General features: G+C 71.3%; 28 protein-coding genes. 9 read left to right on the forward strand and 19 right to left on the reverse strand.

The genetic code is table 11. From position 1 onward, the window contains the following. Positions 1–21 precede the first annotated feature (21 nt). The 5 genes from AB0M56_RS18230 to AB0M56_RS18250 all read right to left on the reverse strand — a co-directional run bounded on the left by AB0M56_RS18230 (position 22) and on the right by AB0M56_RS18250 (position 4,156). Positions 22–1,452 (reverse strand): MFS transporter, encoded by a 1,431-nt coding sequence (locus AB0M56_RS18230; protein ID WP_364177167.1) that lies wholly within the window; start codon positions 1,450–1,452, stop codon positions 22–24. Positions 1,453–1,491: 39 nt separating this feature from the next. Beyond that, positions 1,492–1,863: a cupin domain-containing protein gene (locus AB0M56_RS18235; RefSeq protein ID WP_220241724.1), complete on the reverse strand. Its 372-nt coding sequence runs from the start codon at positions 1,861–1,863 to the stop codon at positions 1,492–1,494. Between the two features lie 21 nt (positions 1,864–1,884). Continuing rightward, entirely contained in the window at positions 1,885–2,628 is a 744-nt protein-coding gene (locus AB0M56_RS18240; protein ID WP_364177170.1) for a GntR family transcriptional regulator, read from the reverse strand. Positions 2,629–2,883: 255 nt separating this feature from the next. After that, positions 2,884–3,591 (reverse strand): GntR family transcriptional regulator, encoded by a 708-nt coding sequence (locus tag AB0M56_RS18245; protein ID WP_364177173.1) that lies wholly within the window; start codon positions 3,589–3,591, stop codon positions 2,884–2,886. A 136-nt stretch (positions 3,592–3,727) separates the two neighbouring features. Further along, positions 3,728–4,156 carry an FCD domain-containing protein gene (locus tag AB0M56_RS18250; RefSeq protein WP_364177176.1) on the reverse strand — a complete coding sequence of 143 codons (429 nt, stop codon included), beginning with the start codon at positions 4,154–4,156 and terminating at the stop codon, positions 3,728–3,730. Positions 4,157–4,637: 481 nt separating this feature from the next. Between AB0M56_RS18250 and AB0M56_RS18255 the strand changes: the two genes are divergently transcribed. Further along, complete coding sequence (locus tag AB0M56_RS18255; RefSeq protein WP_364177179.1) at positions 4,638–5,393, forward strand: alpha/beta fold hydrolase; 756 nt, start codon at positions 4,638–4,640, stop codon at positions 5,391–5,393. Positions 5,394–5,532: 139 nt separating this feature from the next. Here AB0M56_RS18255 and AB0M56_RS18260 read toward each other — a convergent pair whose 3' ends face one another. Then, on the reverse strand, positions 5,533–6,141 hold the full coding sequence (locus AB0M56_RS18260) for a helix-turn-helix domain-containing protein (protein ID WP_364177181.1): 609 nt from the start codon (positions 6,139–6,141) through the stop codon (positions 5,533–5,535). Positions 6,142–6,256: 115 nt separating this feature from the next. Here AB0M56_RS18260 and AB0M56_RS18265 point away from each other — a divergent pair, with 115 nt between their 5' ends. Next, a complete protein-coding gene (locus AB0M56_RS18265) occupies positions 6,257–7,015 on the forward strand; it encodes an IclR family transcriptional regulator (RefSeq protein WP_364177184.1) in 759 nt (252 codons plus the stop codon). On the opposite strand, the gene AB0M56_RS18270 is transcribed toward AB0M56_RS18265, so the two are convergent. From AB0M56_RS18270 to AB0M56_RS18290, 5 genes are all read right to left on the reverse strand, one after another. Then, complete coding sequence (locus tag AB0M56_RS18270; protein ID WP_364177187.1) at positions 6,990–8,267, reverse strand: MFS transporter; 1,278 nt, start codon at positions 8,265–8,267, stop codon at positions 6,990–6,992. The two genes, AB0M56_RS18265 and AB0M56_RS18270, sit on opposite strands and share 26 nt — an antisense overlap. A 93-nt stretch (positions 8,268–8,360) precedes the next feature. Next, positions 8,361–9,329 carry a PDR/VanB family oxidoreductase gene (locus AB0M56_RS18275; protein ID WP_364177190.1) on the reverse strand — a complete coding sequence of 323 codons (969 nt, stop codon included), beginning with the start codon at positions 9,327–9,329 and terminating at the stop codon, positions 8,361–8,363. Then, positions 9,326–9,838 (reverse strand): hypothetical protein, encoded by a 513-nt coding sequence (locus AB0M56_RS18280; RefSeq protein WP_364177193.1) that lies wholly within the window; start codon positions 9,836–9,838, stop codon positions 9,326–9,328. Before AB0M56_RS18280 ends, AB0M56_RS18275 begins: the two co-directional genes overlap by 4 nt. Positions 9,839–9,867: 29 nt before the next feature. Further along, the gene (locus tag AB0M56_RS18285) at positions 9,868–11,157 is read right to left on the reverse strand and encodes a Rieske 2Fe-2S domain-containing protein (RefSeq protein WP_364177196.1); all 1,290 of its coding nucleotides are present in this window, start codon (positions 11,155–11,157) and stop codon (positions 9,868–9,870) included. 34 nt (positions 11,158–11,191) lie between these two features. Further along, positions 11,192–12,301: an alcohol dehydrogenase catalytic domain-containing protein gene (locus AB0M56_RS18290; RefSeq protein ID WP_364177199.1), complete on the reverse strand. Its 1,110-nt coding sequence runs from the start codon at positions 12,299–12,301 to the stop codon at positions 11,192–11,194. Between the two features lie 198 nt (positions 12,302–12,499). Here AB0M56_RS18290 and AB0M56_RS18295 point away from each other — a divergent pair, with 198 nt between their 5' ends. Continuing rightward, positions 12,500–13,018, forward strand: coding sequence for a hypothetical protein (locus tag AB0M56_RS18295; RefSeq protein ID WP_364177202.1), 519 nt, complete (start codon positions 12,500–12,502; stop codon positions 13,016–13,018). An 8-nt stretch (positions 13,019–13,026) separates the two neighbouring features. Here the strand turns inward: AB0M56_RS18295 and AB0M56_RS18300 are convergent, their stop codons facing one another. Together AB0M56_RS18300 and AB0M56_RS18305 are read right to left on the reverse strand one after the other, a co-directional pair. Continuing rightward, positions 13,027–14,457, reverse strand: a complete 1,431-nt coding sequence (locus tag AB0M56_RS18300; protein WP_364177205.1) for an ATP-binding protein — start codon at positions 14,455–14,457, stop codon at positions 13,027–13,029. A 16-nt stretch (positions 14,458–14,473) separates the two neighbouring features. Further along, positions 14,474–15,166 carry a response regulator transcription factor gene (locus AB0M56_RS18305; RefSeq protein ID WP_364177208.1) on the reverse strand — a complete coding sequence of 231 codons (693 nt, stop codon included), beginning with the start codon at positions 15,164–15,166 and terminating at the stop codon, positions 14,474–14,476. A 134-nt stretch (positions 15,167–15,300) separates the two neighbouring features. Here AB0M56_RS18305 and AB0M56_RS18310 point away from each other — a divergent pair, with 134 nt between their 5' ends. From AB0M56_RS18310 to AB0M56_RS18320, 3 genes are all read left to right on the forward strand, one after another. After that, the gene (locus AB0M56_RS18310) at positions 15,301–16,047 is read left to right on the forward strand and encodes an ABC transporter ATP-binding protein (protein WP_364177211.1); all 747 of its coding nucleotides are present in this window, start codon (positions 15,301–15,303) and stop codon (positions 16,045–16,047) included. Further along, complete coding sequence (locus AB0M56_RS18315; protein WP_364177214.1) at positions 16,047–18,539, forward strand: FtsX-like permease family protein; 2,493 nt, start codon at positions 16,047–16,049, stop codon at positions 18,537–18,539. Before AB0M56_RS18310 ends, AB0M56_RS18315 begins: the two co-directional genes overlap by 1 nt. A 288-nt stretch (positions 18,540–18,827) precedes the next feature. Next, positions 18,828–19,664: an alpha/beta hydrolase gene (locus tag AB0M56_RS18320; RefSeq protein WP_364177217.1), complete on the forward strand. Its 837-nt coding sequence runs from the start codon at positions 18,828–18,830 to the stop codon at positions 19,662–19,664. A 54-nt stretch (positions 19,665–19,718) separates the two neighbouring features. On the opposite strand, the gene AB0M56_RS18325 is transcribed toward AB0M56_RS18320, so the two are convergent. Then, positions 19,719–20,672 carry an SDR family NAD(P)-dependent oxidoreductase gene (locus tag AB0M56_RS18325; protein WP_364177220.1) on the reverse strand — a complete coding sequence of 318 codons (954 nt, stop codon included), beginning with the start codon at positions 20,670–20,672 and terminating at the stop codon, positions 19,719–19,721. Between the two features lie 95 nt (positions 20,673–20,767). Here AB0M56_RS18325 and AB0M56_RS18330 point away from each other — a divergent pair, with 95 nt between their 5' ends. After that, complete coding sequence (locus tag AB0M56_RS18330) at positions 20,768–21,334, forward strand: helix-turn-helix domain-containing protein (RefSeq protein ID WP_364177223.1); 567 nt, start codon at positions 20,768–20,770, stop codon at positions 21,332–21,334. A gap of 3 nt (positions 21,335–21,337) precedes the next feature. On the opposite strand, the gene AB0M56_RS18335 is transcribed toward AB0M56_RS18330, so the two are convergent. Beyond that, the gene (locus AB0M56_RS18335; RefSeq protein ID WP_364177226.1) at positions 21,338–22,177 is read right to left on the reverse strand and encodes an SDR family NAD(P)-dependent oxidoreductase; all 840 of its coding nucleotides are present in this window, start codon (positions 22,175–22,177) and stop codon (positions 21,338–21,340) included. Positions 22,178–22,268: 91 nt separating this feature from the next. Here AB0M56_RS18335 and AB0M56_RS18340 point away from each other — a divergent pair, with 91 nt between their 5' ends. Next, positions 22,269–22,886 (forward strand): helix-turn-helix domain-containing protein, encoded by a 618-nt coding sequence (locus AB0M56_RS18340; protein ID WP_364177228.1) that lies wholly within the window; start codon positions 22,269–22,271, stop codon positions 22,884–22,886. 186 nt (positions 22,887–23,072) lie between these two features. Next, positions 23,073–23,288, forward strand: a complete 216-nt coding sequence (locus tag AB0M56_RS18345; RefSeq protein WP_364177230.1) for a hypothetical protein — start codon at positions 23,073–23,075, stop codon at positions 23,286–23,288. Here AB0M56_RS18345 and AB0M56_RS18350 read toward each other — a convergent pair whose 3' ends face one another. The 4 genes from AB0M56_RS18350 to AB0M56_RS18365 form a co-directional block, all read right to left on the reverse strand. Further along, positions 23,289–24,023, reverse strand: coding sequence for a GAF and ANTAR domain-containing protein (locus AB0M56_RS18350; protein ID WP_364177233.1), 735 nt, complete (start codon positions 24,021–24,023; stop codon positions 23,289–23,291). 150 nt (positions 24,024–24,173) lie between these two features. Next, positions 24,174–24,458 carry a hypothetical protein gene (locus tag AB0M56_RS18355; protein ID WP_364177236.1) on the reverse strand — a complete coding sequence of 95 codons (285 nt, stop codon included), beginning with the start codon at positions 24,456–24,458 and terminating at the stop codon, positions 24,174–24,176. Between the two features lie 64 nt (positions 24,459–24,522). Next, positions 24,523–25,122, reverse strand: a complete 600-nt coding sequence (locus AB0M56_RS18360; protein ID WP_364177239.1) for a hypothetical protein — start codon at positions 25,120–25,122, stop codon at positions 24,523–24,525. Further along, entirely contained in the window at positions 25,119–26,654 is a 1,536-nt protein-coding gene (locus AB0M56_RS18365) for a DUF4389 domain-containing protein (RefSeq protein ID WP_364177241.1), read from the reverse strand. Before AB0M56_RS18365 ends, AB0M56_RS18360 begins: the two co-directional genes overlap by 4 nt. Positions 26,655–26,681 lie beyond the last annotated feature (27 nt).

Here is a 26,681-nt window from a genome sequence, read left to right on the forward strand (position 1 = left end):
CTCATATCCTCACTCACGAAATCACTGCCCGGAGCCGTGAAGTACCTCGAGGGGAACCCGATGGGTTTCCGGAACGAACAGCGCCGCCAGCCCCAACCCCAAATACATCACGGCCACGATGGCGAACACCCAGAACTGGCCGACACCTTGCAGAAGAGAGCTGGCGATCAACGGAAGAACCGCACCGCCGACAAAACCGGTGTTGACGACGACAGCCGTTCCGAAACTGCGAACCCGGGTCGGAAAGAGCTCCGGCGCCCAAGTCCAGATGGTGGTGTTGACGAGGAGCACGAAGATCTGGAACACAAACCCCAGCGTCAGGATGAGCGCATCGCCTTGGGCGAAGATGGCGAAGGCCAGCACGGCAACGGCGCTGCACACAGCACCCACACAGACCACGGTTCGGCGCGAAATGGCGAATCCGCCGTACGAGGCGATCGCGCAGCCGATGAGGCCGCCCAGGTTCTGCAGCATGGTGAACGTCACGCTGCCCTGCACCGAATAACCCCGGTTGACCAGCATGATCGGCATCAGCAGCACCACACTGAACTGCGCGCCCCACGCGAGGAACGCCGCGATCCCCAAGGCGATCGTGCGCCGGCGAAGTGGCTTGGCGAGGACACTCTTCAACGCCTGGGACGCGGGCCCGTCGCCCTGTGCGCTCTCCGAGACGGCAGCGGTCTGACTGTCGACATAGGGGTGGATTTCACCGCTTCGCAGGCGCAGCCTGCCGGTCGCCAGGCGGGTGAGAGCCTCGTTCGCCTCCGAGATCTTGCCCCGGCTCAAGAGATAGGCCGGCGTCTCGGGCAGATACCGCCTGAAGAAGAAGATCAAGACAGCGGGAAGCCCCAGCAAGCCGAAGGCCCACCGCCAGTCGTTGTCACCGGCGCCGACCGCCGAGGCGAACGGGCCGATCACGAGCAACGTGTAGGCGTAGGCGAGAAACAAGCCGACGCCCGCGGAGATCGTGTTGAACAGGGAAACGAATACGCCCCGGACCCTGGTCGGTGTCAGCTCGGACAGGTAGGTGAGCCCGACCGCGATCTCACCGCCGACCCCCAGGCCGGTCACGACCCGGGTGACACCGAGAACGGTCGAGTTGGGCGCCATGGCCGACAGCACCGAGCCCAGGCAGTAGATTCCCAGGCTGACGGCCAGCAGGCTCCTGCGGCCCAGCACGTCCGCGATTACACCACCCACGATGCCGCCGATGACAATGGCGATGAGACTTACCGTGGAGAGAAGTGCCAAGGCGGAGGCATCGATGCCGAGATCTTTTTGCAGAGAGGGGCCGAGCGCCGAGAGAATGAGCTGCTCGAAAACCTCGAAGAGGCCGCCCAGCACCACAAGAGCAAGTGCCAGATAGTGGGTTCGGGTGAGCCCCATGCCATCGATGATTTCACCGAGTGACCTGGGTTTTTTGCTCATGGCGGCTTTCGCATCGAATGCCATGATTCTACTTCCTACGTTCGAGTATTGCCTGTCGGGTCCTCAAGACACCCTTTGGGCGCGCGTTGACGGCCGCGAAGGAGAGGGGAAGGAGAACACGGAAACGAGGTCCTCGCCTCCGGTGTTTTCCAGCGCGTGCCACGAAGCCGCCGGGATGAAAATCGCCTGGCCTCGCTCGAAATCCAGAACGCCTTGGTCGGTGTGCAGCCGACCAGCCCCTTGGGCAACGTACATGACCTCGGAAGTGGCGTGCGCGATCGTGTCGGTCTTGGGCGATCCTGGTGGGATCGTCACCACACCGAGGCAGTTCTGGATCTCGGGGACGTCGGCCGCACTCAGCAACAGGCCGTCAGCCGGTGGATTCGCGGGATCGTAGGTGACCTGGACGTACTTTCCCGTGACACTGTCAGTCATGATTCCTCTTCTGGGATGCGGTCAGAGACCTGGCCACTCGACACCCGCCTGTCCGGGGAAGAGCTGTTCCTTGTTCAGCCGCAAGTGATCCCTCATGGCGTCCTCCGCGTCGCGCGGGCCATCACTACGAATCGCGTCGAGGATGCGCTGGTGATCGTTGATCAACTTGAGGCGATTTTCGCGGTCCTGCAGCACGATCTGGTTGATCAAGACCCACAGGGGCTGCCGATCGATCTCGACCAGTTCCAACGCGAAGTGGCTGAGAATGTGATTCGGGCACATTGCGGCCAAGTCGGCGTGGAACGCCATCGAGTGGTTGACGAAGTCGGGAAGCTGCGCCGGCTCGTCGATCAAGCCGGCCGCCAGGTTGAGCTCGTGTTGCACCTTGTCCAGGTCAAGATCACCGGGACTTGCCGCAAGAAGGCGGGAAAGCGGTGGCTCGACCACCAGCCGCGCGGCGATGACGTGCTCGGGCGTTGAGCCGATTTCACGTCCGGAGCCCTTGAACAGCCCCCGGCTCAGGTCGGCCACGTAGGTACCGTCGCCGTGCCGCACCACGATGGCACCGCTCAATTCCAGCGCGAACAGTGCCTCGCGCACACTCGCCCTCGACACCTCGAACTTGGCGGAGAGATCGCGGTCCGAGGGCAGTCGAGCCCCAGCAGTCCAACCCCCCTGCTGGATCTCACTCAGAAGCGCCTGAGCCACGCGCAAGTACCGCCGCTGCGGCAGCGAGGCCCGCTCGGAGTGGTCTGAAGACTGCATCCCGAGAGATTAGACCAGTATCCCGGGCCGCACAAGGGTCGGCACATCGGTCTGCCGAGGTCGGATCCGGCCGCCTGGGCTGCCGGTATTACGGACAGTGGACACCTCGCCGCGGACCGAAACCGCCCGCGGACGGGTGCCTGGAGCTCACCTCACCCGAGCCGACGAGGCTCCACGACGTGTTGACGATCGCCCCGCCGCCGTGCTCGCGCACGTACCGGATTTCGGCCCTCATCGAGTCGATCAAGTCGACGTCTACGGCGTGGCGCCGGTCTGTTGCAAAGCATCGAGAACTGCGCGCAGGTGCCGGCGCGTCGCGTCGGCTGCTCGGTCCGCGTCTCCGTCGCAGATCGCGGAGATGATGGAGAGGTGCTCGGTGAGGGATTCGCGAGCTCGGCCGGGCCGTGTGGTGAGGCGGAAGCGGTGCAGCACGGACTGCGCCCGCAGGCGTTCCAGGATGGCCGTCGCAGTGTGGTGGGCGCTGAGCTTGCGCACGAGTGTGTGCAGCCGGTGGTTGAGTTCGGACTGCCCAGCCAGATCCGCGTCGTCGACGGCGGCTCGCATGGCGGCCCCGAGGGCGTGCAGGGCCCGACGCTCGGACGCGTCGGCCCGCATCGCGGCGAGTGAGGCGCACAACGGTTCGAGCATCAGGCGGACGTCGCAGATCTCGACGGCCTCGTCCAGCGACACCGCGCGGACGCGGGCTCCCCGATTCCGGACCCGCTCGATCAGCCCTTCGTTCATCAGCTCCAGCAACGCGAACCGGACGGCGCTGCGGCTCGCGCCGAACTGGTCGGCCAGGTCACTTTCGACCAGCCGCTGGTTCGGCACGAACTCGCCCCGGAGGATCGTGTCGCGGATGGCGTCGCTGATCGCAGGGGCCGCCGTAGACCCGAGCGGCTGTTCTCGTTCTTCCGCGGACGGCCCCGTCGCGCCTTCGGTGCCCACCATGTCAGCCCGCACGCGACAGCACCGGCCCGGCGACCGGCCCCGGCAGTTCCCGTGTCCGAGCAGCCGACACGCTTTCGCTCCCCGCTCCGTGCTCACCCAAGCCGATCACCTCGTCGAAACGAATCTCCACGCGGCCCGGCCGCACGCGTCATGAAGCCGGCGTGCGACCGAGCGTCGTCCTGGGCAGGCCGCCCAGCTCGCTGAGCTTCTGCAAGGACCCGACCAGGCTCGACAAGTGAGCTCGCATCGCGGCCTCGGCCCGGTCCCCGTCCCCCGACGCGACCGCCTCGATGACGCTGACGTGCTCGGCGAGCCCTTCCTCGATCCGTCCCGGCAGCAACGACACCTGGAACTGGTACCGCACGCTGGGGTAGCGCAGCCGTTCCAGCACCTCGACGGCCGTCCGCTGGTCGCCCAGCTCGCGGATCACGTGGTGCGATTCCTGGCTGATGTCGTTGTACGCGGCGATGTCGCCGGCCTTCACCGCCGCGCGCATCGCCTTGGCGAGCTTCTGAAGGCGGCGCCGGTCTTCCGCACCGATCACCGACGCGGCCTTGCGCGCGCACTGCCACGACACAGCTGGGGAATCGTGGCCACCGGCTCCGTATTTGCCGTCGGCTCACCTGCCCGCTCGAGCGCCGGTTCACGGATCACGCAGGACTGGTACGACTGTGAAACACGCCACTTCATTCGCAAAACGCGCCCATTCGGCCGCCGTGAATGCCGCATTTCGGCGAGTTCGTCTTCGCGTTCGGGCGCGGCGTCGCCGATGACTCACGGCACCCGTTCGATATTCCGATGTGGACGCTGCCGGACAGTGACGGCGCGGTTAGCCGAATGGCCGCAGCCGCAAGCCTTGATGTACTTCGAGTCGCGGGCGCGACGCAGGGGGCGATCAGCTACTCGCACTCCCCCAGCCACCCGAGCGAACCGCGTCGCCGACCTTCCGTTGACCCCGCGACCGGTATTTCCGCCAAGCGGGAAGAAATGCTTGGCGCGCACGCTCGCCCGGGGTTTCCTGGGACACCTGGTTTCCACGGGGCGTTCAAGGAGGAGCAGTGGCCGGAACGCGGTTCGTCCTGGTGCACGGGGCGTGGCACGGAGGGTGGTGCTGGGACGCGGTCGCGGCGGATCTGTGCTCACGCGGGCACCACGTCGACGCGGTGGACCTGCCCGGTCGCACCGACCCGGCCGAAGCCGGCGCCGCGACGCTGGAGCACGCAGTCGCCACGGTGCGCGCGTCTGTCGAGGCGGCGTCCGGGCAGGTCGTGCTCGTGGCCCACAGCCTGGGTGGCATCACGGCCACCCAGGTCGCCGCCCGGGTACCGGAGCGGATCGCGCGGCTCGTATACGTGGGCGCGTTCGTGCCGGGCCACGGGCAGAGCTTCCGCGACCTCGCGTCCACCGAGCAGTTCCGTGTGTCGGTCGTCGCGCAGCGCAAGAAGATCGACGTCGTCGCGGGGCTGACGTATCCGCCGGCGCCCCACGAGGTGGAGGCGTTCTTCGAGGCGTGCGATCCGGAGATCGCCCGCGGGGCGGTCGCGCGGCTGGTCCCGGAGAGCCTCGCGTTCGACACACACCCGGTGTCGCTGCCGGACGGCGCGCTGGACGGGGTGGCCCGGACCTATGTGGAGACGTTGCGGGACAAGGCGCTTCCGATCGCCTCTCAGCGGGCGATGCACACCGCCGCCGGGATCACGGACGTGGTCTCGCTCGACACCGACCACTCGCCGTTCTTCTCGCGGATATCGGAGCTCACCGAACTGCTGCTCGCCACGGCGCCGCGGACCGGGATGACCGCGCCGGTGAGCTGAGGGCGGCGGAGATCGCCGCCGCCGCGTCCCGCAGCGGCCGGACCAGCGTGGCCAGATCCGGGAACGACGCCGGCGCCAGCAGGGTGAGGGCCAGCGGGACACGGTCCGGGCCGGTCTCGACCCCGACCGACACGGACGACTACCCGACGACGTACTCGGCGTGCGCGGTGGCGTACCCCACCCGCGCCGCGCGGGCCAGCTGCGACCGGACCAGCCCGGGCGCGACGGGGGTGAAGGGCGTGAACCGCGGCAGCCGTCCACTCAGGACGGCCGGCGCGCGGTCCTTCGCCGCACCGGCGAGCAGGATCTTCCCCGCGCTGGTGGCCGACAACGGCGATGGGTCGCCCGACCGGCTCAGCACGACCGTCTCTCCGTGGCCGGCGACGGTGTCGAGGCAGAACAGGCGGGTACCGTCCAGAGCGCTCAAGGCGACCGCCGAGCCGGTGCGCCGCGCGAGCGCGTGGGTGTGGGCCGCGGCCGCCGCGCGGAACTCGCGTTCCCACGGCGCCGCGACACCCAGGCGCCAGATGCGCTCCCCGAGCTGGTACCCGCCGTCGGCTGTGCGGACGAGCGCGCCCGAGCGCAGGAGGTCACCGAGCAGCCGGTGCACGGTCGACACCGGCAGGCTCGCCTCGCGGGCGATCGCGCTCAACGTCGGCGGCGTGGCTGCTTCGGCGACCACGTCCAGCAGTGCGAAGATCCGTGCCGAGACCGAGCGCTTCACCGCGTCGTCGGGGTGGGACACCATGCCCTCCTGTATCAACCTGTGATAATTCGCAATCATGTGATGATAGGCTTCCACCAAGGTCCCAGCCAATGCGTCAGCTTCGGCGGGACTCCCGACGGCAGGTGAGGACACTCGGGTGGCAGGCGCGAAAACCGGAGCGGACAGCGCACGGCGGGCTTTGGAGATGCTGTTCGCGTTCACCGAGCAGCACCCGACGGCGTCGGTGAAGGACCTCGCCGAGAAGGTCGACGTCCCCGTGCCCTCGGCGCACCGCTACGTCGCCATGCTGCGGGAAATGGGCCTCATCGAAGAAGGCAACCGCGGCCGGTACCACCTGTCGATGCGGGTCGCGGCCCTGGGGCGGGCCGCCCGGCAGGCCACGCCCATCGTGGACTTGGCCGAGCCGCACATGCGCCGGCTGGCCGAGCAGATCAGCGAAGCCGTGCTGCTCATGCGGATGGTCGCCGGGCAGCCCGTGTGCTTCCACCGGATCGAGACGCCGAGCCGGTTCCGGCTGTCGTTCGAGCCGGGTCAGCCGCTGCCGCTGCTGCGGGGCGCGAGCGTGCGCCTGCTGCTGGGCGCCAGGACCCCCGCCGAGCGGGCGGTCTACGTCGACGCCGCGCTCGAGTCGGGCGCCCAGCCTCCGGCCCGCGGTCGCGACGAGTTCCTGCGCGAGGTGGAGCACGACGTCGAACGCGGCTGGGCGATCAGCAACGAGGAGATCGACCAGGGCGTGTGGGCCGTTTCGGCCGCGGTGCACGAGGGCGGCCAGGTCGTGGCCGCGATCTCCGCACCCTGCCCGGCGTTCCGGATGGACGACGAACGCCGGGCCCTCGTGATCGACCGCGTGCGCGAGGCGGCGGCGAACCTCAGCCACGCGCTCGACCCGCGCTGACCTGGGCCGGCGCCCCCGCCGGCTCGGGCTCGCCACGGCTTTCGCGCACCCCGAGCATCAGGACCATCGCCAGCAGCGGCCCCGCGCCCAGCGTCGCGAACGCCGCGAGGAACGACCCGGTGCCGGCGAACACCGCGCCGACCACCACGGGAACGATGGTGGTGCCCAGCTGCCACAGGGCGTTGGTCGTGCCGGCCGCGGTCCCCGTGACGGTGGCCGGGACCAGCGTAGGCACGAACGCGACGAGCAAGGTGATCGCCGCGTAGGCGAACAGGCCCAGGATCGCGCCCATCCAGAAGAACGTCGACGTCGCGCCGAGAGTGCCGAACACGATCAGCAGCACGCCGAAGATGCCCGACAGCGCGATGATCGGCAGCTTGCGCTTGTGCGGGAAGAACCGGTCGGCGAGGAACCCCAGCAACGGCTTGGCGATCGCGGCCATGACCGAGAAGATCACCACGACCAGCCCCGCCGTGCCCGGCGAGATGTGGTGGCCCTTGATCATGAGCGCGTTGGCCCACGTGACGAACCCGTAGACGCCCCAGAAGGCGCAGAACCCGGCGAGGCTCACGAACAGCAGGTTGCGGTTGCGCAGCACGAGCGAGAAGTCGGGCAGGAACCGGCGGCGCGCCGAGGTGCTCCGGCTGACCGGCGGTGTGCCGAGCGGGCCGGGTTTGAGCACGAAGTACAGCACCACCGAGAACGCGATCGAGATCCCGCCGAAGAGGTGGTAGCTCGTCTCCCAGCCGTGCCACGCGATCAGGCTCGGCACGATCGCGTTGGCGATGCCGAGGCCGATGGACGTCGCGGTGAGGAAGACGCCGATCACCAGGCCGAGCTCGTTCGGCCGGAACCACGTGGTGACCAGGCGGATGCCGGCGGCGTAGTCGGCGCCGGCGAACAGCCCGACCAGTGCCTGCACGGTGATGCCGAGCGCCGCCGACGTCGTGGAGCCGAAGACCATCATCAGCACCCCGGCGCCGAACAGCGACACGGTGAGCGTGCGCCGGCTGCCGATCGCGTCGGACAGCACCCCGCCGACGGCGTTGGACACGACGTAACCGACGTAGTACGCGGTGGCGAACGCGCCGAGGCTCGCGAGCGGCACGCCGAGGCCCTGCCCGACGAAGACCGCGGCCGGGCCCCACGTCGAGCGGTCGATGGAGGTGAGGGTGAAGGAGAACCAGCACGCGAACAGCACGAGCCAGCGGTACTTGGACAGGGCGACCGGGGCCGCCGGGGCAACGCTCATCGTTGAGCCTCCGTGATGGGGTGCCGGGCGGCGCGGACGGGGACACCCGCGCCGCCGGGGAGAGGCGGGACCGGCCGGGAAAGCCGGTCTCCGCTAGAGGTCGAGCACGAGCCGGGCGGACGCGCAGCCGCCGACGCAGATCATCATCGTGGTGTTCTTCGCGCGTTCCTTGGCGCTGAGGAGCGTGTCGCGGTGCACGGGCTCCCCCGCCAGCACCTTGGTCTCGCAGGTGCCGCAGAACCCTTCCTCGCAGGAGGACAGGATGTCCGGGCGTTGGCCGCGCACCGCGTCGAGAATGGACTGTCCGGATCGGACGGTGATGGTCTCGCCGGTCCGCGCCAGCTCAACCTCGAAGGACTCCTGCGCGGTGTCGCTGATCGGCTCGGCGGGTTCGCCGGTGAACCGCTCGAACCGCACCGGCAGAGCGGGGTTCTCCCGCTCGACGGTCTCGGCCAGTGCCGTGAGCAGCCCGCCGGGTCCGCACGCGTACAGCATCGCCCCGGTGGGGGCTGCGCGGACGATGTCCGGCAGGGGAAGCGGCCCTTCGACGTCGTCGCTGCGCAGGTGGATCTCACCGTTGCCGCGCTGCGCGAGCTCGGTCAGCTCGCGCGTGAACGCCAGCGTGTCGCGCCGCCGCCCGCCGTAGTGCAGCTGCCAGGGCACGCCGTGGTCCGCGGCCTGGCGGATCATCGCCAGCAGCGGGGTGATGCCGATGCCGCCGGCGACGAAGACGTAGTGACCGGCGGGTTCGAGCTCGAAGCGGTTGCGCGGCCCGCGGATCCGCAGCTCCCGCCCGAGCCGGGCCGTGTCGTGAATCTCGGCCGATCCGCCACGCCCGGCCGCTTCGCGCAGCACGGCGACGGTGTAGTCGGCCGAACCCGGTTCCCCGCAGAGGGAGTACTGCCGCACGAGCCCCGAAGGCAGCACAACGTCCAGGTGCGCGCCGGGCGTCCACGACGGCAACGGCCGGTCGTCGGCGGCTCGCAGCCGCAGCGACACCACGCCCTCGGCTTCCCAGCGCGCCTGCACCACCCGCACGGCGCGGGTCGTCTCCTCCGTCATCGCGCGGCACCCCCGGCGAGCTCGTCGTCGCGCGCACCACCACGCAGTACTTGCAGGAAAGCGGTCACGAAGGCGTCGTCCTTGAGGATCACCACGTTGTCGGCCGACTCCCGGATCGCGGCGACGGCGAGGTGCGCGGCGGGATCCTCCCACCGCGCCCCGGGACTGACGAGCACCGCGCCGAGCAGCTTCCCGGCCGGCCGCGCCGCGTCGCCGATCTCCCCGACGGCGGCGCGATCGACCTTCGGCAGGTCGAGGGCCAGCAGCACGACGACGTCGGCTTCGTGCACCGCCTGCTCGACGGGACTGCTCACGGCCCGGCCCGCGCCCGTCGCGGACAGCGGCTCGGGTTCGAAGCGCTGTTGGGAGTGCGGCGGTTCGTCGGCGACGGTGATGCCGGCCAATCCGGTTGCGACGCGGCTCTCGGCCCACGCGCGGGCGTCGGCGTCGAGCGGGATCAGCAGCACGCCGGCTTCGTAGGACCGGCGGGGCCACGAGGGTTCGGCCATGGCCGCGTCCCTCCTTCCGGGGTGCGGGGTCAGATGGACACGAACTCTTCGCCGGGCTGCACGACGAGCGCTTCCTGCGCGCCCTCGTTGAACGGCACCGATTTCGGCAGCAGCACCGAAGCCGAACGGACACGGTGGTGCTCGGCCCGGTCGCCGGGCAGCGGGTCGCCGTTCTCGCCGGCTTCTTCGGCGGCGGCGAGCAGCCTGCGGCGGGCGAGGATGATCGCGGCGTCGCTGGTGCCGAGCCGTTCCCTGGTGCGGTCGACGATCGGGCCCATGCTCTCCTGCAGCGAGAAGTCCTGCGCCGCGATGCCTTCGACGCCGCTGAACGTGCGCTTGCGCCGCTGCGCTTCGCGGTCGATGAGGTAGTCGTTGTCCTTGTTGGCCAGCGTCCGGTACGTGCCGGGCAGGTACTTGGCGTGGATGCCCTCACCACGGCGCATCGAGGCCACCTCGTCCTCGCGTAGGTCGCGCGTCGGGTGGTAGTTGATGCTCCACGCCCAGCAGGTCTCGTCGTCGATCGGCACCCAGGCGTGCGCGCCCAGCGGGTTGTGCGTGCCGAACGGCGGGATGATCGTGTACCACGGCATGATCCACTGCGTGACGCGCCAGTAGTACTCCTCGTCGCCGGCGTTGCGCCGCGCGCCGATCAGCAGGCCGCCGTCGGACTCGATGACCTCGAACTTGGGGCGGGTGTCGGCTTTGAGGTACTCCAGCCCGGCGGTCCCGGCGTGCATCGGGTCGTCGTCCATGTTGAACCGGTGCGCGAAGGAGACGTGGCTGGAGTCGATGCCACCCTCCATCGCCTGCATGAAGTTGGTCTCCTGCAAGCGTTTCGACACGAACACCTGCGAGTCGGCCAGCGTGGCCCACTCCAGCTCGGGCAGGTCCGGCTTGAGCTCGGGCGGGCCGAGGTACGTCCAGATCACGCCACCGCGTTCGACGCAGGGGTAGGCGGTCTGCTTGATCTTCTCGCGGAAGCGGCTCTCCGGCGGCTCCGAGGGCATGTCGACGCAGTTGCCGTCCACGTCGTACTTCCAGCCGTGGTAGGCGCAGCGCAGCCCGCATTCCTCGTTGCGGCCGAAGAAGAGCGACGCGGTGCGGTGGCTGCAGAACTCGTCGATGAGCCCGATCCGGCCCGCGGTGTCGCGGAACGCGATGAGCCGCTCCCCCAGCAGCTGCACGCGCACCGGCGGGCAGTCCGGCTCCGGGATCTCCTCGGCCAGCAGGGCCGGGATCCAGTAGCGGCGCAGCAAGGTCCCCATCTCGGTGCCCTTGTTCGTGCGGACGAGCCGCTCGTTCTGCTCGCGTGTCAGCAACACAGACTCCTTCTCGTGGTGGGTGCGGTTCGGGTCAGGCGGCGGGCCGGACGACGACGTGGGGCGACTCGGGCCCGGTGCCGGCGGCCAGGCGCGTGAGCATCTCGGCAGTGCCGTCTAGGTCGACCTCCACGGTCGGCACGGCGTCGAGGCCGGAGTCGCCGGCGGTGAGCGAGGTGAGGGCGTCGGCGATGGCTTCCGGCGAGCGGCCGCGCACGGCGGCGACGTGAAGTCCTTGCCGGAACAGCGAAGCCGAGTCAAGGGTGATGGGCGCCGGGTTCTTCGGGGACGTCAGCACGAGGCGCCCGCCGTGGCCGAGCAGGGCGACGGCGGGGTCGAGTACGGACGGGTCGCTGCCCACGGTGTCGACGACGACGTCCGCCACGCCTTCCGGGAGGTGTCCGAACCGGACGGTCTCTTCCGCCACGACCACCGGATGCGCTCCCAGCGCCTCGGCCATCTCCAGCCGTTGCGTGTCGCGGGCCAGGCCCGTGACGAACACCCGGCCGGCACCCGCGCGCCGCGCCGCCGCGGCGACCGCGAGCCCGTGGTAACCCGGCCCGAGGACCACGACGGTTTCCCCACCGCGCAGCGCTCCGGCGCCGGTCACCCAGTCGATCGCGTTGGCGTAGGGGAGCACCCAGGCCGCGAGGTCGTCGCTCAGCCCGGACGGCACGCGGTGGGTCACCGCGTTGGCCGGGAGGAACGTGAACTCGGCATTGCCGCCGGTGAGGCCGGGGCGTTCGGCCGCCGGGAGCAGGCCCACGCGCCGGCCGCCGCGCCACAGGTCGGTCTCCGGGCACAGCCGGTAGGGCCCGGTCGCGCACGTCGGGCACCGGCCGCACGGCAGGTACTCCTCCAGCACCACGCGATCGCCGAGGGCCAGGTCACGTCGCCGCGCCGCCTCGGCACCGAGCGCGGCCACGCGGCCGACGACGTGGTGTCCCAGCACCGTCGGCTCCGCGACACCCCGGCCGAACAACCCCACGTCGGTGCCGCAGATCCCCGACGCGATGACCTGCAGCCAGCCTTCGCCGAGCCCGGCCGGCACGAGGTCGAACGAGCGGACCTCCCCCGTCGCGTCCGGCAGCGCCACGCTCGCCCGCGCCGTGGCGGGCAGCCCCGCGCCGTCTGAGCGCGTCATCACGCCACCTCCACCGTCATCACTGCCATGTTATCACTGTGCGATAGTCACAAATCATTTAGTGATAGGACAGTAAATTGCGGGCGCCGAGGACGTCAAGGGCCGTGCAGCTCACCCGGACCGGGCGAGGCGGGCGCGCGGCCCGCGCGGAGACGATGGCGGGCAGACCACCGTCGGCGCGCAGACGAGGAGGCGGACGTGGCCAAGGAAACCGGCGCCGGACGCCACCCCAGGGCGCGGCGGGCCGTCGCGGCCGTCGCGGCGCTGCTCGGCGCGCTCGCGGTCACCACCGCGTGCGCGGGAAACCAAAGTGGACCGACGCCGGCGCCGTCCAGCCCGGCGTCCACTCCGGCCTCGCCCGCGCCGACCTCGCGTGACTCGCGCACCGAGTGCGCCGCCGTCGCCACGGCGGCCCAGAACCTCGCGACCAAGACGGCCTCGCTCGTCACCGGCCAGGCGAGCCGCGACGAGGTGACCACGGCGGCGCGTGACCTGCGGTCGTCCCTCGACGCGGCCCGAGACGTACTCGGCCCGGAAGCGAAGGCCGACCTCGACAACGCCGGAGCGGCGCTTCAGCAGTTGCAGACCGTGCTGACGACCCAGCCGCTCGACGTCACCGCGCTGCGCACGGCCGCGACGCAGGTCGCCACGGCCGTCGGCGCCGTCGTCTCGGCGTGCGGAGGCACGAGCACGCCGAGCACTCCGACAACGACGTAGCGACCTCGTCAGTCCGCGGCCGGCAGTTGCGCGACCAGCCGGGCGCCGGAAAACGAGTCCGCCACCACGAGGGAACCGCCGTGGCGGCGGGCGATCGCCCGTGCCAGCGTGAGGCCCAGGCCGGAGCCACCGGCGTCGCGGGCGCGCGCGTCGTCGAGGCGGGCGAAGCGGTCGAAGACGCGTTCACGATCCGCCGGCGGGATGCCGGGACCGTCGTCGAGGACTTCCAGCACTACGGAGGTGTCGTCGCGACCCGCAGTGACGGTCACGGCGGAGGTCGCGTGGCGCACCGCGTTGTCGAGGAGGTTGCGCAGCAGGCGTTCGAGTTGCACGGGTTCACCGAGCACTCGCGCGGGTCCGTCCACAAAGGATCGAACGGTCGGACTGCCGGGCGCGGCCGAGCGTTCGGCGACCTGCTCACGCACCACGTCCGCCAGGTCGACCTCCACCGGCTCGACGCGACCGGGGTCGATGGCGAGCTGTAGAAGGTCGGCCGTGATGCGGTGCAGGCGCCGGACGTCGAGCAGCGAGCGTTCGGCGACGGCGGGCCAGTCGGCGCGCTCCGGGTGCGCCAGGGCGACCTCCAGGCCGGTCCGCAGATTCGCCAGGGGGCTGCGCAGCTCGTGGCTCGCGTCGGCGACGAATCGTTCCTGCTGTTCGTGGGCCTGCTGCAGGCGGTCGAGCGTGGCGTTGGTCGTGTGCGCCAGGCGCGCGATCTCGTCACGCGAGCGCGGCACCGGCACGCGGCGGCCGAGCTGGCTGCCACTCACTTCGGCGAGTTCGCCGCGGATCGCCTCCACGGGCCGCAGCGCACGACCGGCGGCGAACCACGCGACGAGCGCCGTGAGGAGCACCGCCAGCGGCACGAACACCTCGAGGGTTTTGCCCAACAGCGTCAGTGTGGTGAGCGTGTCCCACGGGAGCACGAACAGGTAAAGCGTCAACCGGTAGTGCGTGCTCGAGGCGGCCCGTGACAATCCGGTGTCCACAGTGGAGCCTTCGCGGCCGAGCGGTTCCACCAGTGCGGCCGGCGCGTCGTCGACGACCGTGCCCACCACGGTGTAGGTGCGGTACTCGCGCCACTGCGGGTGGGTTCCCGGGTGCAGCGCGGCGGTCGTGGTGGTCGTCCAGTCGTGCGGCGCGTCGCGAGGGGCCGGCGGCAGCGGCTGCCACGCGGGATCCAGCCGGGTCAAGTTGCCACTGTGGACCACGGCCCGGCCGTCGTCGGCGACCACCTCGAACATCGCGTCGCCGTTGAGAACCGCCGAGTCGAGGACACCCAGGCGGTACCCGTCGGCAACCCGCTCGAGCTGCACCCGGGTCGCCTGCACGGCGTTGCGCGACAGCTGCGTCGCCACGAACTGCCGGATCCCCCACCAGCCCAGCCCGAAGACCAGCACACTGAGCAGCACCGCCGCGAGCGCCGTGCTCCGCCGCACGGACTCGGGCCACCACCTACTCATGCGACGCGCCGGGCGCGTCGGCGACCAGCCGGTAGCCCACGCCGCGCACGGTGGCGATCGTGCGCCGCCCGAACGGCGCGTCCAGCTTGCGCCGCAGCGCGCTCACGTAGACCTCCACGATGTTCGGATCGCCCTCGTACGCGACGTCCCACACCTGCTCGAGGATCTCGTGCTTGGCCACCACGTGCCCTTCTTGGCGCAGCAGGCATTCGAGCACGGCGAACTCCTTCGTGGTCAGCGCCACCGGCGTACCGCCGCGCCGGCAAGTGCGTTTCGCGGGGTCGAGCACCAGGTCGCCGAACGTCAGCGTCGCCGCGGCGCCCGCCCGGCCGCGGCGGGCCAGCGCGCGCAGGCGGGCGGTGAGCACGACGTAGGAGAACGGCTTGCTGAGGAAGTCGTCGGCGCCCGTGTCGAGGGCCTCCGCCTCGTCGTACTCGCCGTTCTTGGCCGTCAGCATCAGGATCGGCGTCGTCACCCCGCGCTCGCGCAGCGCGGCGCAGACCCGGTAGCCGTTGAGCTTCGGCAGCATGATGTCCAGCACGATCACCTGGTACGGGTGCAGTTGCCCCAGTTCCAGCCCCGCCTCGCCGTCGTGGGCGAGGTCCACGGCGTACCCGTCGGCCTCGAGCCCCCACCGCAGCGTCTCGGCCAGCCGCTTCTCGTCCTCGACCACGAGTACCCTCATGGCCCCGATCTTCCCAGAAGCCCGCACAGGTACCTGAAGCGATCTTCAGGGTTCTTCAGGAAGGCTTCAGCACGGCCTCGCCAAGCTCGTGCCGAGGCGCCGAGCGCGGCGCGACGAGGTCGGGGAGAGAGCGGATGCGACCAGACACAGTGGACAGTCCCGTGGCGGCGGGAGTGCGGCAGGTCGTCAAGATCCACGGGCGAGGTGACACGGCGGTGCGGGCCTTGGACCACGTGTCCCTCGACTTCCCGGCACGGCGGTTCACCGCCGTGCTCGGGCCGTCGGGCTCCGGCAAATCCACGCTGATGCACTGCCTCGCCGGACTGGACACCGTGGACTCGGGCAGCGTCCGGATCGGACGGACCGAACTCACCGGGCTCTCCGACGCGGCGCTCACCCGGCTGCGCCGCGACCACGTCGGATTCGTGTTCCAGTCGTTCAACCTGCTGCCGACGATGACGGCCGAGGAGAACATCCTGCTCGGCCTGCGCCTGGCCGGCCGCAAGCCCGACCCGGCGTGGTTGCGGGTGGTCGTCGACGCGCTCGGCCTGCGGCAACGCCTGCGCCACCACCCTGGGGAACTGTCCGGCGGCCAGCAACAGCGCGTGGCATGCGCCCGGGCGCTGATCGGGCGGCCGGCGGTCGTGTTCGCCGACGAGCCCACCGGCAACCTCGACTCGCGCTCCGGTGCCGAGGTGCTCGGCTTCCTTCGCGCGTCGGTGCGCGAGCTCGGCCAGACGGTGGTGATGGTGACCCACGATCCCGTCGCCGCCTCCTACACCGACCACGGCGTGCTGCTGGCCGACGGTCGCGTCGCCGCCCACGTGCCCCGTCCGACGGCCGACTCCGTGCTGGCCGCCCTGACCGGCCTGGGGGTGTGATGCTGCGCGTCATCGCCGCGGGGGTCCGGGCCCGGCCCCTGCGCCTGCTGCTCTCAGCCGTCGCGATCGCCCTCGGCGTGGCGTTCGTGTCCGGTTCGTTCATCCTCTCCGGGGCCGTCGGAGCCGGGCTCCGCGACGCCGTGTCCGTCCAGTTGCGCGGGGTCGACGCCGTCGTCAGCCAGACCCGCGGCGCGGCCTTGGACGACGCGCTGCTCGCGAAGGTGCGCGCAGCGCCCGGCGTCGCAGCGGCGGAGGGCCGCGTCACCGTGAGCGCGCCGATCCGCGACGCCTCCGGGCACGCGACCGACGCGGCCGCCACCGCGCTGCCCGCCGACGCCGCGTTGCGGCCGTTCGACCTGGCGGGTGGCCGGTTCCCACAGCAGCCCGGCGAGCTCGCGATGGAGGAGACCACCGCCGAGGGCTTCTCGCTCGGGCAGCGGACAACGCTGTTCGACCAGCAGGGCAAAGAACACGCCTACACCCTCGTCGGCACCTTCAGCCGGCCGACCGACGCCGGGATCGGGGCCGACGACCTGGTCCTCACACCCGAGGGGCTGCGCCAGGTGGCACCCGGCGCGGAGTTCGACGAGATCGTGGTCCGGGCGGCGCAGGGGGTCGCCCCGCCGCAGCTCGTCACCGACCTCGACCGGGCGGTCGGTGGCCACGGGATCTCTGTGACCGCCGGCAGCAAAGCCGCCGCCGAACTTCTGAGCACGACCGCGCCCGACTCGGCGGGACTCACCAAGTTCTTCACCGCGTTCGCCGTGCTGGCGATGATCGTGGCCGCGATGGTGATCGCCAACTCGTTCACGATCCTGGTCGCGCAGCGCGCGAACGAGCTGGCGCTGCTGAGGTGCGTGGGCGCCGGGAAACGGCAGGTCTTCGGCGCGGTGCTGGGCGAAGCGGCCGTGGTCGGGGTGGTGGCGTCCGTCGTCGGACTGTTCGGCGGGCTCGGGGTCGCCGCCGCATTGCAGGTGATCACCGGCTCGCCGGGAGCGCCGGTCCACGTCCCGCTCACCGCGCGGACCGCGGTGCTGGCGCTCGTCGTCGGCGTGCTGGTCACGGTGCTGGCAGCCGTGCCCCCGGCGCGGGCCGCGACGCGCGTGGCGCCCGTGGCGGCGTTGCGAAAGCCGGTCGAAGGACGCCAGGCCCGCGCGGGACGGCCCCGCGCGATCGTCGCGGCCGTGCTGTTCGTGGCCGGAGTCGGGGCGGCGGTGGCCGCGCTCGCGGCGGAGACCCAGGACGGCGCGGTGCTGGCCGTCGGTGCGATGGTCGCGTTGCTCGGCGCACTGCTCACGGTCGGGCCGCTGCTGGCCGGGCCCGCTGTGCGGGTGCTGGGCGCCGTCACCTCACCGGTGCTGGGTGAGCCCGCGAAGCTCGCGGCGCTCAACGCCGATCGCAACCCGCGTCGCACGGCCGCGACCGCCGCGGCGCTGACCATCGGGCTGGCCGTCGTCGCGCTCGTGACCACGGTGACCGCAGGCGTCGAGGCCGGCCGCGGCCAAGGCGTGGAGCAGCAGCTGCGAGCAGAGTTCACGGTGACCTCGGTGGTCAACGGGCAAGAACTGCCGGCGACCCTGCCTGCGACGCTCGCGGCGGTGCCGGGGGTCGCGGCCACGGCATCGGTCACCGAGTTCACGGGCGACCTCGGCTCGCTCGGTGGCTACGGCATGACCGCCGTGCGCGGTGACGCGCTCGGCACGCTGCTGCGACCGGTGGTCCTCTCCGGCGCGCTCGACCGGCTCGGCCCCGGCGAGCTCGCCGTGAGCCGGCAGCTGTCCGAAGAGACCGGGCTCTCGGCAGGCGCGACCGTGCGCACGGCTTCCGGGTCGTCGCTGCGGGTCGTGGCCGTTTACGACAGCGTCGACGCGCCGGGCGCCGACCTCGGCCTCGCGCTCGTCGACCTGGGTGAGCTGCCGAAGATCGCGATGCCGGACAGCGAACACGACGGCAGTGTGCTGGTGAAACTGGCGAATGGCGCCGACACCGACCAGGTCGGAACCGCGTTGGATCGGGCGCTCGAACCGACTCCGCTGGCGAAGCTGAAGACGATCGCGGACCTGGAAGACCAGCTGTCGGCGCCGCTGCGCAGCACGCTCGACCTGCTGTGGGCGCTGACCGCGCTCGCCGTGCTGATCGCGTTCGCCGGGATCGCCAACACTCTGTCGCTCTCGGTCCTCGAACGCACGCGCGAATCGGCCCTGCTGCGCGCTCTCGGCCTGACGAGGGGCGGGCTGCGTGCGGCACTGGCAGCCGAGTCGGTGTTCGTCGCGGTGTTCGGCGCGGCTTGCGGCCTGCTGCTCGGTGTCGGTTCGGCGTGGCTGATCGCTCGCGTGGCCTCCACGGACGCCGAGCCTGTGCTCTTCACGCTGCCCTGGGCCCGGCTCGCGGTGCTGCTGGCCGCCGCCGTGCTCGCCGCCCCGATCGCCGCGGCCCTCCCGGCCCGTCGCGCGGCGCGGGGCTCGCTCACCGCGGGGATGGCCGCGCGGTGACCGGGTCCGGCTGTCCACTGAGGACGTCCGTTCTTACCCCCGGCGGTGGACGATCGTGAACCGGCCACCGCCGAAAAACTGCCTCGCCGGCCGAGTTCCGTTGTCCGATAAGAGAACTCCGGCGAACGACACGCAGTTCACGGCGCCGGACCCGGGAACTTCACCGGTCGCGGTATTGCCGCCACACCACCGCGCCCGACTAGCGTTCACGGCGGCAGCACCGGTGCCGGCAACGACGCCACGCCCGAGGCTCCATACCCACTCCGTTCGGCAACGAGAGGACAGCTCATGCCCAAGGTGACAGTCGGGGAAGAAAACGGCGCGCCGATCGAGCTCTACTACGAAGACCACGGCGCGGGCCGCCCGGTCGTGCTGATCCACGGCTGGCCGCTGTCGAGCCGTTCGTGGGAGGGCCAGGTTCCGGCGCTGGTCGAAGACGGCTACCGCGTGATCACCTACGACCGCCGCGGCTTCGGGCAATCGTCGCAGCCGTGGGACGGCTACGACTACGACACCCTCGCCGACGACCTCGACAAGCTCCTCGCGGCGCTCGACCTCACGGACGTCACGCTCGTCGGCTTCTCGATGGGCGGCGGCGAGGTCGCGCGTTACGTCGGTCGCTACGGCACCGGCCGCGTCGCCAAGGCCGTGTTCGCCGCGGCCGTGCCGCCGTACCTGTTCAAGGAGGACGGGAACCCCGACGGCGGTCTCGACGAGGCCGCGCTCACGGGCTTCCACGACGGGATCCGCGCCGACCGCCCCGCCTTCGTCGAAGGGTTCGTCACGAACTTCTTCTCCGTGAAGGGCCGCACCGACCTGGTCAGCCCTTCGGTGCACGCCTACAACACGGTGATCGCCGCGTTCGCCTCCCCGAAGGGCACGCTGGACTGCACCACCGCGTTCACCAAGACCGACTTCCGCGACGACCTGAAGGCCTTCACCATCCCGACGCTGGTCATCCACGGCGACTCGGACGCGATCGTGCCGTTCGAGGTCAGCGGGAAGCGGACCGCGGAGGCCATTCCCGACAGCCGGCTCGTGCTGGTCGAGGACGCCCCGCACGGCCTCAACGTCACCCACGCCGCCACCTTCAACGCGGAACTGCTCACGTTCCTGCGCGAGTGACGGCCCGCGCCGGTGTGGTGCATCCGTGCACCCGGCACCACACCGGCGTGCCGGTCAGACGACCGGATAACCCGCTTCGGCGAGCAGTTCCGCCGAAAGCGTCCACAGCCGCCGCGCCTTCGCCGGGTCGAGCGCGAAGTCGGCGACGCCGCGCCGCACCCCGGCGGTGAACGGCTCGGCTTCCTCGCAGTCCTCGAAGTACTTCCCGGTCACGCCGTCCACGAGCGGCGACGCGGCGAGCAGCACCGAGGTCGCGGCGCCCTGCGGGATGTCCTTCACGGACACGCCGGTCGCGCCGGAGGGATCGAAGGCCGAAGGCGGATTGTCCATGTGCCGGCCGAGGTGCGTCGACCAGATGCGGCCCGGGTTGAGCGCGTTGACCGCGATCCCCTCGGCCGCCCAGAGCCGGGCGGCCTCGACGGCGAAGAGGATGTTGGCCGTCTTCGACTGACTGTAGGCCGCCCACGGATCGTACGGCGTGCGAGCGAAGGAGACGTCGTCGAAGAGGACCTCGCCGTTGATGTGTCCCACCGAGCTGACCACGACCACGCGGGCGTGGGCCGCCGCGGCGAGCGCTCCGTGCATACCGGTCGCCAGCTGGAAGTGGCCGAGGTGGTTGGTGGCGAACTGCAGCTCCCAGCCTTGCGCCGTCCGGCGCTCCGGTGTGGCCATCACGCCGGCGTTGGCCACCAGGATGTGCAGCGGCCCTTCCCAGGCCGCCACGAACGCGCTGACCGAAGCCGGGCCGGCCAGGTCCAGCGTGGCCACGTGCACGGCCGCGTTGCCCGTGCTCGCCACGATCTCCCGCGCCGCCCGCTGCCCCGCCGCCGGGTCGCGCACGGCCAGGGTCACCTCCGCGCCGGCCGACGCGAGCGCGCGGGCTGTCTCCTCGCCGATCCCCGACACCGCCCCGGTCACGACGGCGCGCCGACCGGTCAGATCGACCCCGGCGACCACCTCGGCCGCCGTGGACGTCGCGCCGAAAGGCGAGGTCACTCGCTGGGTCATGGTGCTGTCCTCTCTGCTCCGCTAGCCTCGTATATGGAGCCGGTTCCACTTACGACTATAAGTGGATTCGGGTCCACTTAGCAAAGAGGAGTGGCGTGACGAACACCGGACGGTCGCTGAGGGCCGACGCGCGGGAGAACCAGGACCGCATCCTCGAGGCCGCGGCGCGCGCGTTTTCCCGCCAGGGGGCGGACACCTCGCTCAAGGCCATCGCGAAGGAGGCCGGCGTCGGCATCGCCACGCTGTACCGGCGGTTCCCGGCCCGGGAAGACCTCGTGGAGGCGACCTACCGCAGCGAGACCGAACGTCTGGCCGGATCCGCCGCGGACCTGCTCGCCGAGCTGGCACCCGACGCCGCCCTGCGCGCGTGGGCGGAGCGGTTCGTGGACTACATGCTCACCAAGAACGGGATGGCCGAAGCGCTGCCCGGCATCCTCGCCGCCCGCGAAGGCCTGCGCACGCACAGCCGCGACCTGCTGCGCACGGCGATCGACCGCATGCTGACCGCCGCGGCCGAAGCCGGGACGCTGCGCGCCGACGTCCCGGCCGACGACGTGATGATGGCGATCGGCGGCGTCACCCTCATCGCGGGACACGAAGACCAGCGCGAGCTGGCGTCGCGGCTGCTGGACCTGGTCGTGGCCGGCCTCCGGCCCCGCTGAGCCTCAGGCGGTCTTCGAACCGACGAGCTCGGCCGAGCGGTCCCACAGCCGGCGCGCAAGGTCGTCGTCGGTCGCCTGCGGGTTCACGCGCCGGGCGGGCTTGCCGCGCTCGTAGTACGCCCCGGACTCCCAGTCGACGCCCGGCGCCGTGGTCGCCAGCCAGACCAGCTGGCGCGCGCCCTTCTCCGGGCTCACCATGACCATCCGGCCGAGCGGGTTCGTGTAGACCAGCCGGAAGAAGCTGGAGCTCTCGGTCGCGAAGGCCGTGGCGACCGCACCGGGGTGGAAGGCCGCCGCGGACAGGCCCCGCGCGTGGAAACGGGTGTGAAGCTCGCGGGTGAACAGGATGTTCTCCAGCTTCGCGGTGCCGTAGGCCTTGTGCGGGGTGAACGCCGCGTCGTGATCGAGGTCGTCGAGGCGCAGGTCGCCGAAGAGCCGGGCACCGGAGCTCGACGTCTGGATCACCGACGCGCGCGACGCCACCAACTTGTCCATCAGCAGCGTGGTGAGCAGGAATGGCGACAGGTGGTTGACCTGCAGGGTCTTCTCGAAGCCGTCGGCAGTTTTCGCGCGGTCGCCGAAGATGCCGCCGGCGTTGTTCACCAGCACGTCGATGCGCGGGTGGGCCGCGTCGAGCGCGGCGGCAAGGTCGCGCACCTGCGCGAAGCGCGCGAAGTCGGCGGTGTGGTGCTCGACCCCGAGCTCCTTGGCGACGGCCTCGGTCTTGGCGGGCGAGCGCCCGACGACCACGACCTGGTGGCCGTCGGCGTGCAGGCGGCGGGCCGCGGCCGCACCGATGCCGTCACTGGCACCGGTGATCACGATCGTCTTCGGTCCGGACATGACGCTCCTCGTTCTCGGCTTGCCTCATCGGCACTATACGCCACTTGTGGCACTCAGTGCCAACTCTGCCGGACACTGCTAGGGTGGCCCGGTGACCGACCACCGCCCCGGCCTGCGCGAACGGACCCGCCGGGCCGTGCAGCAGGACATCACCGAGGCAGCGCAGCGGTTGTTCGTCGAGCACGGCTACGAGCGCACGACGATGGACGACGTCGCCGAGGCCGCGGGCCTGTCGCGGCGCAGCCTGTTCCGCTACTTCCCCACCAAGGAAGACCTGATCGTCGGCAAGTTCGAGGTGCTGGCCGAGACGATGGTCGAGCGGCTGCGCGAGCGGCCGCTCGACGAACCGGCCTGGACCTCGCTGCGCAGGGTGTTCGACCTGCTTGTGCCCTACGTCGACGCGCCCGGCAAGCACGAGGTCGCCGAACCCATGCAGCGCATCGTCTTCGCGACGCCCGCACTGCTGGCGAGCTACCTCGAGAAGCTGCACCGCATGGCGGCGGCGGCCGAGATCGTGCTGCGCGAACGCGCCGAAACCCGTGGCACGCCGTCCGACCCGACCGACCCAGCGCTCCCCGCCGTCGCCGGCGCCGCGTTCTCGTGCCTGCTCGCCGCGCAGCACGCGTGGCTCGCCGGCGGGGCCGCGGAGACGTTCGCCGCGTGCCTCGACCGGTCGATGGCCGCCGTCGCCCCCGCCGGGAAGGCTTGATCCGTACCGGTTTCCCCCACGTCGGCGGCGATTTTTCGTGCCAGCACTGCCCTGCAGCGGCCGGCGACCGCTGAAATCGTTGCCGCGGAAGGTGTGTCCGAGTCCCGCACAACGGCACATCGAGCGCGTAGGGTGCGAAGAGCCGCCCCTGCCCCCGGCGGCGAGCCAACGGGGTGAGGGGCCGCCGTGGATTCCGTGGACTTGACGGGCATCGCCGAACCGCACCTGAGCACCGTGGCCGCCATCGTCGGCTACGTGCGCCAGGGCCGGTTCACCGAGGCCGAGGCACAGAGGATGATCGACCGCCTCCGGGCGCGAGGTCCGGAATGTCCACAAAGGACGGTCGGATCCGGACTGCCGATCGCCGGGGAGAAAGCTCCGGCGGAGCGGGCGAGCCCGTGATCAGTTCCCGCGGTACGCCCGCGTCAGCACGACAGCCGGGTCGAGCTCGCGTTCGGCCAGCGAGCGGGCGACTTCGCTGAGCCGGGCGTTGTTGCTGCGCGCGTACCGGCGCAGCGCGCTGAACGCGTCCGCCATCGACAGGCGCCCGCTGACCGACAGCACACCCTTCGCCTGCTCGATGATCACGCGGCTGCTCAGCGCCGACTGCAGCTGGCCCGAGAGCACCTCGCCGCGGCGGATGGCGCGTTGCTGCAGGATCCCGATCGTGGCGGTGTCCGCGAGGCACTGCGCCAGCTCGAGGTCCTCGGCCGGTACCGCCGTGCGGCCGAACAGGTTCAGCGCACCGATCGTCAGCCCTCGCAGCCGCAGCGGCAGCGCGTCCACCGAGGCGAACCCCGCCCGTCGCGCCGCTGCAGCGAACCGTGGCCACCGCTGGGTGTCCGCGCCGATCGAGGCCGCGTGCACCGCGGCCCCCGACCGGAAGCAGTCCACGCCTGGGCCCTCGTCGACACCGAGCTTGACCAGCTCCCGCAGCCCGTCCTGCTCCGCCGGGGACGCCAGCGCCCGGAGGATCCCCTGCTCGTCGGCGAACGTCAGCCCGGCCGCCCCGACCTCGAGCAGCTCGACGCACCGCTGCGTCAGGCTCTGCAACAGGTCGGCTACGTCGTACCCCTCGACCAGGGTGTCCGCCATCGTGACGAACGCCCGGATCACCAGCCGTTCCCGGTCGGCCACGGCGGTCACCTCCCCGATCTCGCACGTAAGTGCCCATATTGGCCCTTTTTCCTCGGACGCGTCCAATTCCAGCCGGGCGATAGCATGCGGTCCCTCACCCAGTGAGAACTGCGTTTGCGCGAGAGGGGCGCGACCGGGGTCACGCCGAGGTCACCGACCCGCGTTCTCGATCAGGAACGTGTAGTGGCCCTCCAGGTCCTCCCGGACGTCGAGAACCTTCTCCGCGAGCCCCACCCTGGCCTCGCGCGAAAGGAACAGCTGCGTGTCGTCGATCGCGACGACGTCATCGCCCGTGCCCGGACACGTCGCCACCTCCACCTCGACCGCCGCCCCCGCACGGGGCGGCCCGTCGAGGACCAGGCGGCAGCCACCGCGCCGCCCGACGTGGTGGGCCTCGGTGATCCGGTCGATCGCCGCGATCGCCGATCGGGTCATGGTGAGCATCCGCCATCCCGCCTTCCTCCGGTCGTTTCTCCGGTCGTTCTTCGTCTCCGGCCGGTCAGGATCTCGTCTTGCCGTCCAGCTCCAGCGTCCACTCCCGCTCCCAGTGCCTGAGCCGCATGCGGTCGAGCCCGAGGACGAGGACTCCGTAGAGCAGGCTCAGCAGCGCGCAGAACCCCGCCCACACCCCGAATCCCGTCATCACGCCCTCGACCGGGGCCGTGCGCGGGTCGAGCGGCGGCGGCACCTGGTCGCCGGCACGGTCGAGCCACACCACGACCGGGTCGCCGGCCTTGGTAAGCGGGTCCGCGTCGACCTGCGCGACGCGGAAACCGCCGCCGGGCAACCGCCACCGGGCGTCGCGCGGCTGGGGTCCACTCGGCAGGCCGTCGGGGCCGACGGCCTGCTGCGGCGGCCCGTAGACGAGCAGCGTCGCCTCGACGCGGTGGCGGCTCGCCGCTTCCTCGGCGGCCTGTTTTCCGCGCTGCGCGGCGGTTTCCGACCCGAGGACGCCGGCGAACGGCACCGCCACCACCGCGAGCACCACGAAGGCGGCCAGCACCGCCGCCTGGAACCGGTCCGACGGCCGGACCACCACGTCGCCCCGCGGGAACAGGGCGTGCCACATCCGCCTGAACCAGTCGGCCGAACGGTTCACGGTCCTCGCCTCCCGTCGCCGGGACCTCCTTCGGTCACCGGCACGGGCGTGCGCGCCCGGTGCGCCGAAGCGCCGCGGGCCGCAAGCCAGATGCACGCCACGCCACCGGCCAGGAACACCACGCCGACCACGACGAGCAGCACCGACAGCCAGCCGATCGCCGGCACGGTCGCGCCGGCCTCCGCCTCGACGGCGACGCCGCGGGAGCCGTCGGAGTTCATCACCACGACGGTCCAGTCCCCGTCGCGCACGGGCCACGCCACGGACTGCGTGCCGGGACCAGACGCCTGGCCGGCCCAGATGCCGGCCTGCTGCGGCGGGGTCGTGAGCGCGCCGCCTGGGTTGTCGACGCCGACCGCGCCACGGTCGCCGAGATCGGTCACGGTCGTGTGCTCGACGCCGGCGAGGTACCGCGCCGCGCTCGCGGCGGGCGCGATGCCGATGAAAACGCCCTGCGCGGCGTCCACTGCGGTGGCGCGGATCCGGGTGTCGCCGACGATCGCCGCGAGGTCCGGCCCGCCGGTGCCCAGGCCGTGCAGCTGCACGGGGTCGCTCGCGAGTGCGTAGCCCGAAGCGCTGAACGGGGCCGATCCGGAGAAGTAGCCGTCGGCGTCGCGCCGGTTGCGGTCGGCCCACATCAGCGCGCTGCCGCCCGAGAGGAGACCGGTGGAGAGCAGCACGAGCACCGCGCCGCAGACGGCGGCGGCGATGCGGCCGCCCGTCCAGCCCGTGGCCGCCGGGCCGGATCCGCTCTCCGGTGGTGTGGGGGGCGGGGCGAACGGCTGTGTCTCAGGCTCGATCCCGGACTCGGTCGCGGAACCGCGCGGCGGCTGCGTCAGCGGTTCCGGCGAGGGCGCCGGTCCGCCCGGCTCGCCGCCGCCCAGGTCGAGCCGGAACGGCGGGTAACGGTCGGTCAGCAGCGACACGTAGGCGGCCACCCGCAGCACCCAGCGGTCGAGCCCGAGGATGAAGTCGAACAGCGGGCGCGGGTACTTTCCGGTGAACAGCAAGACGATCGCGGCGATCAGCACCAGGATGCCGACGAGACCGCCGGCCGCCCAGGTGAAGTCGAACCGGCCCGACCGCGTGAACAGCCACGTGCCGCCGCCGACGAACAGCCCCACGAGGATGAGTTGCGGCAGCGCCAGCAGCCACCACTTCACGAGCACGAGCCCGCGGGAGAGCCGTTGCGGGTACTCGACCCGCAGCCGCGCCGGGTACTCGGGCACGTCGCCGAACGTGAACGGCGGGTACCGGTCGGTGCCGAGCGCGGCGTAGGAGTAGTACTGCACGCGGAAGCTCCACCGCAGCACGCCCACGGTGAACTCGAACAGCGAACGCGGATAGCGGCCTGTCACGAGGATCGAGAAGAACGCCGCGATGCCCACGAAGGGGTAGGCGATCCACAGGACCGCCAGGATGAGGTGGTGCGGCAGCGCCAGCAGCCACTTCACGAGCCAGAGCCAGCGCGACAACGGTTCGTCCAGCTCGGCCTCGACTCGGACCGGGTAGACGGGGTTCACGGGGTTCACGGTCGGACCTCCTTCACCTCGGCCACC

The sequence above is a fragment of the Amycolatopsis sp. NPDC051372 genome (genome assembly GCF_040682095.1).
GTDB lineage: Bacteria > Actinomycetota > Actinomycetes > Mycobacteriales > Pseudonocardiaceae > Amycolatopsis.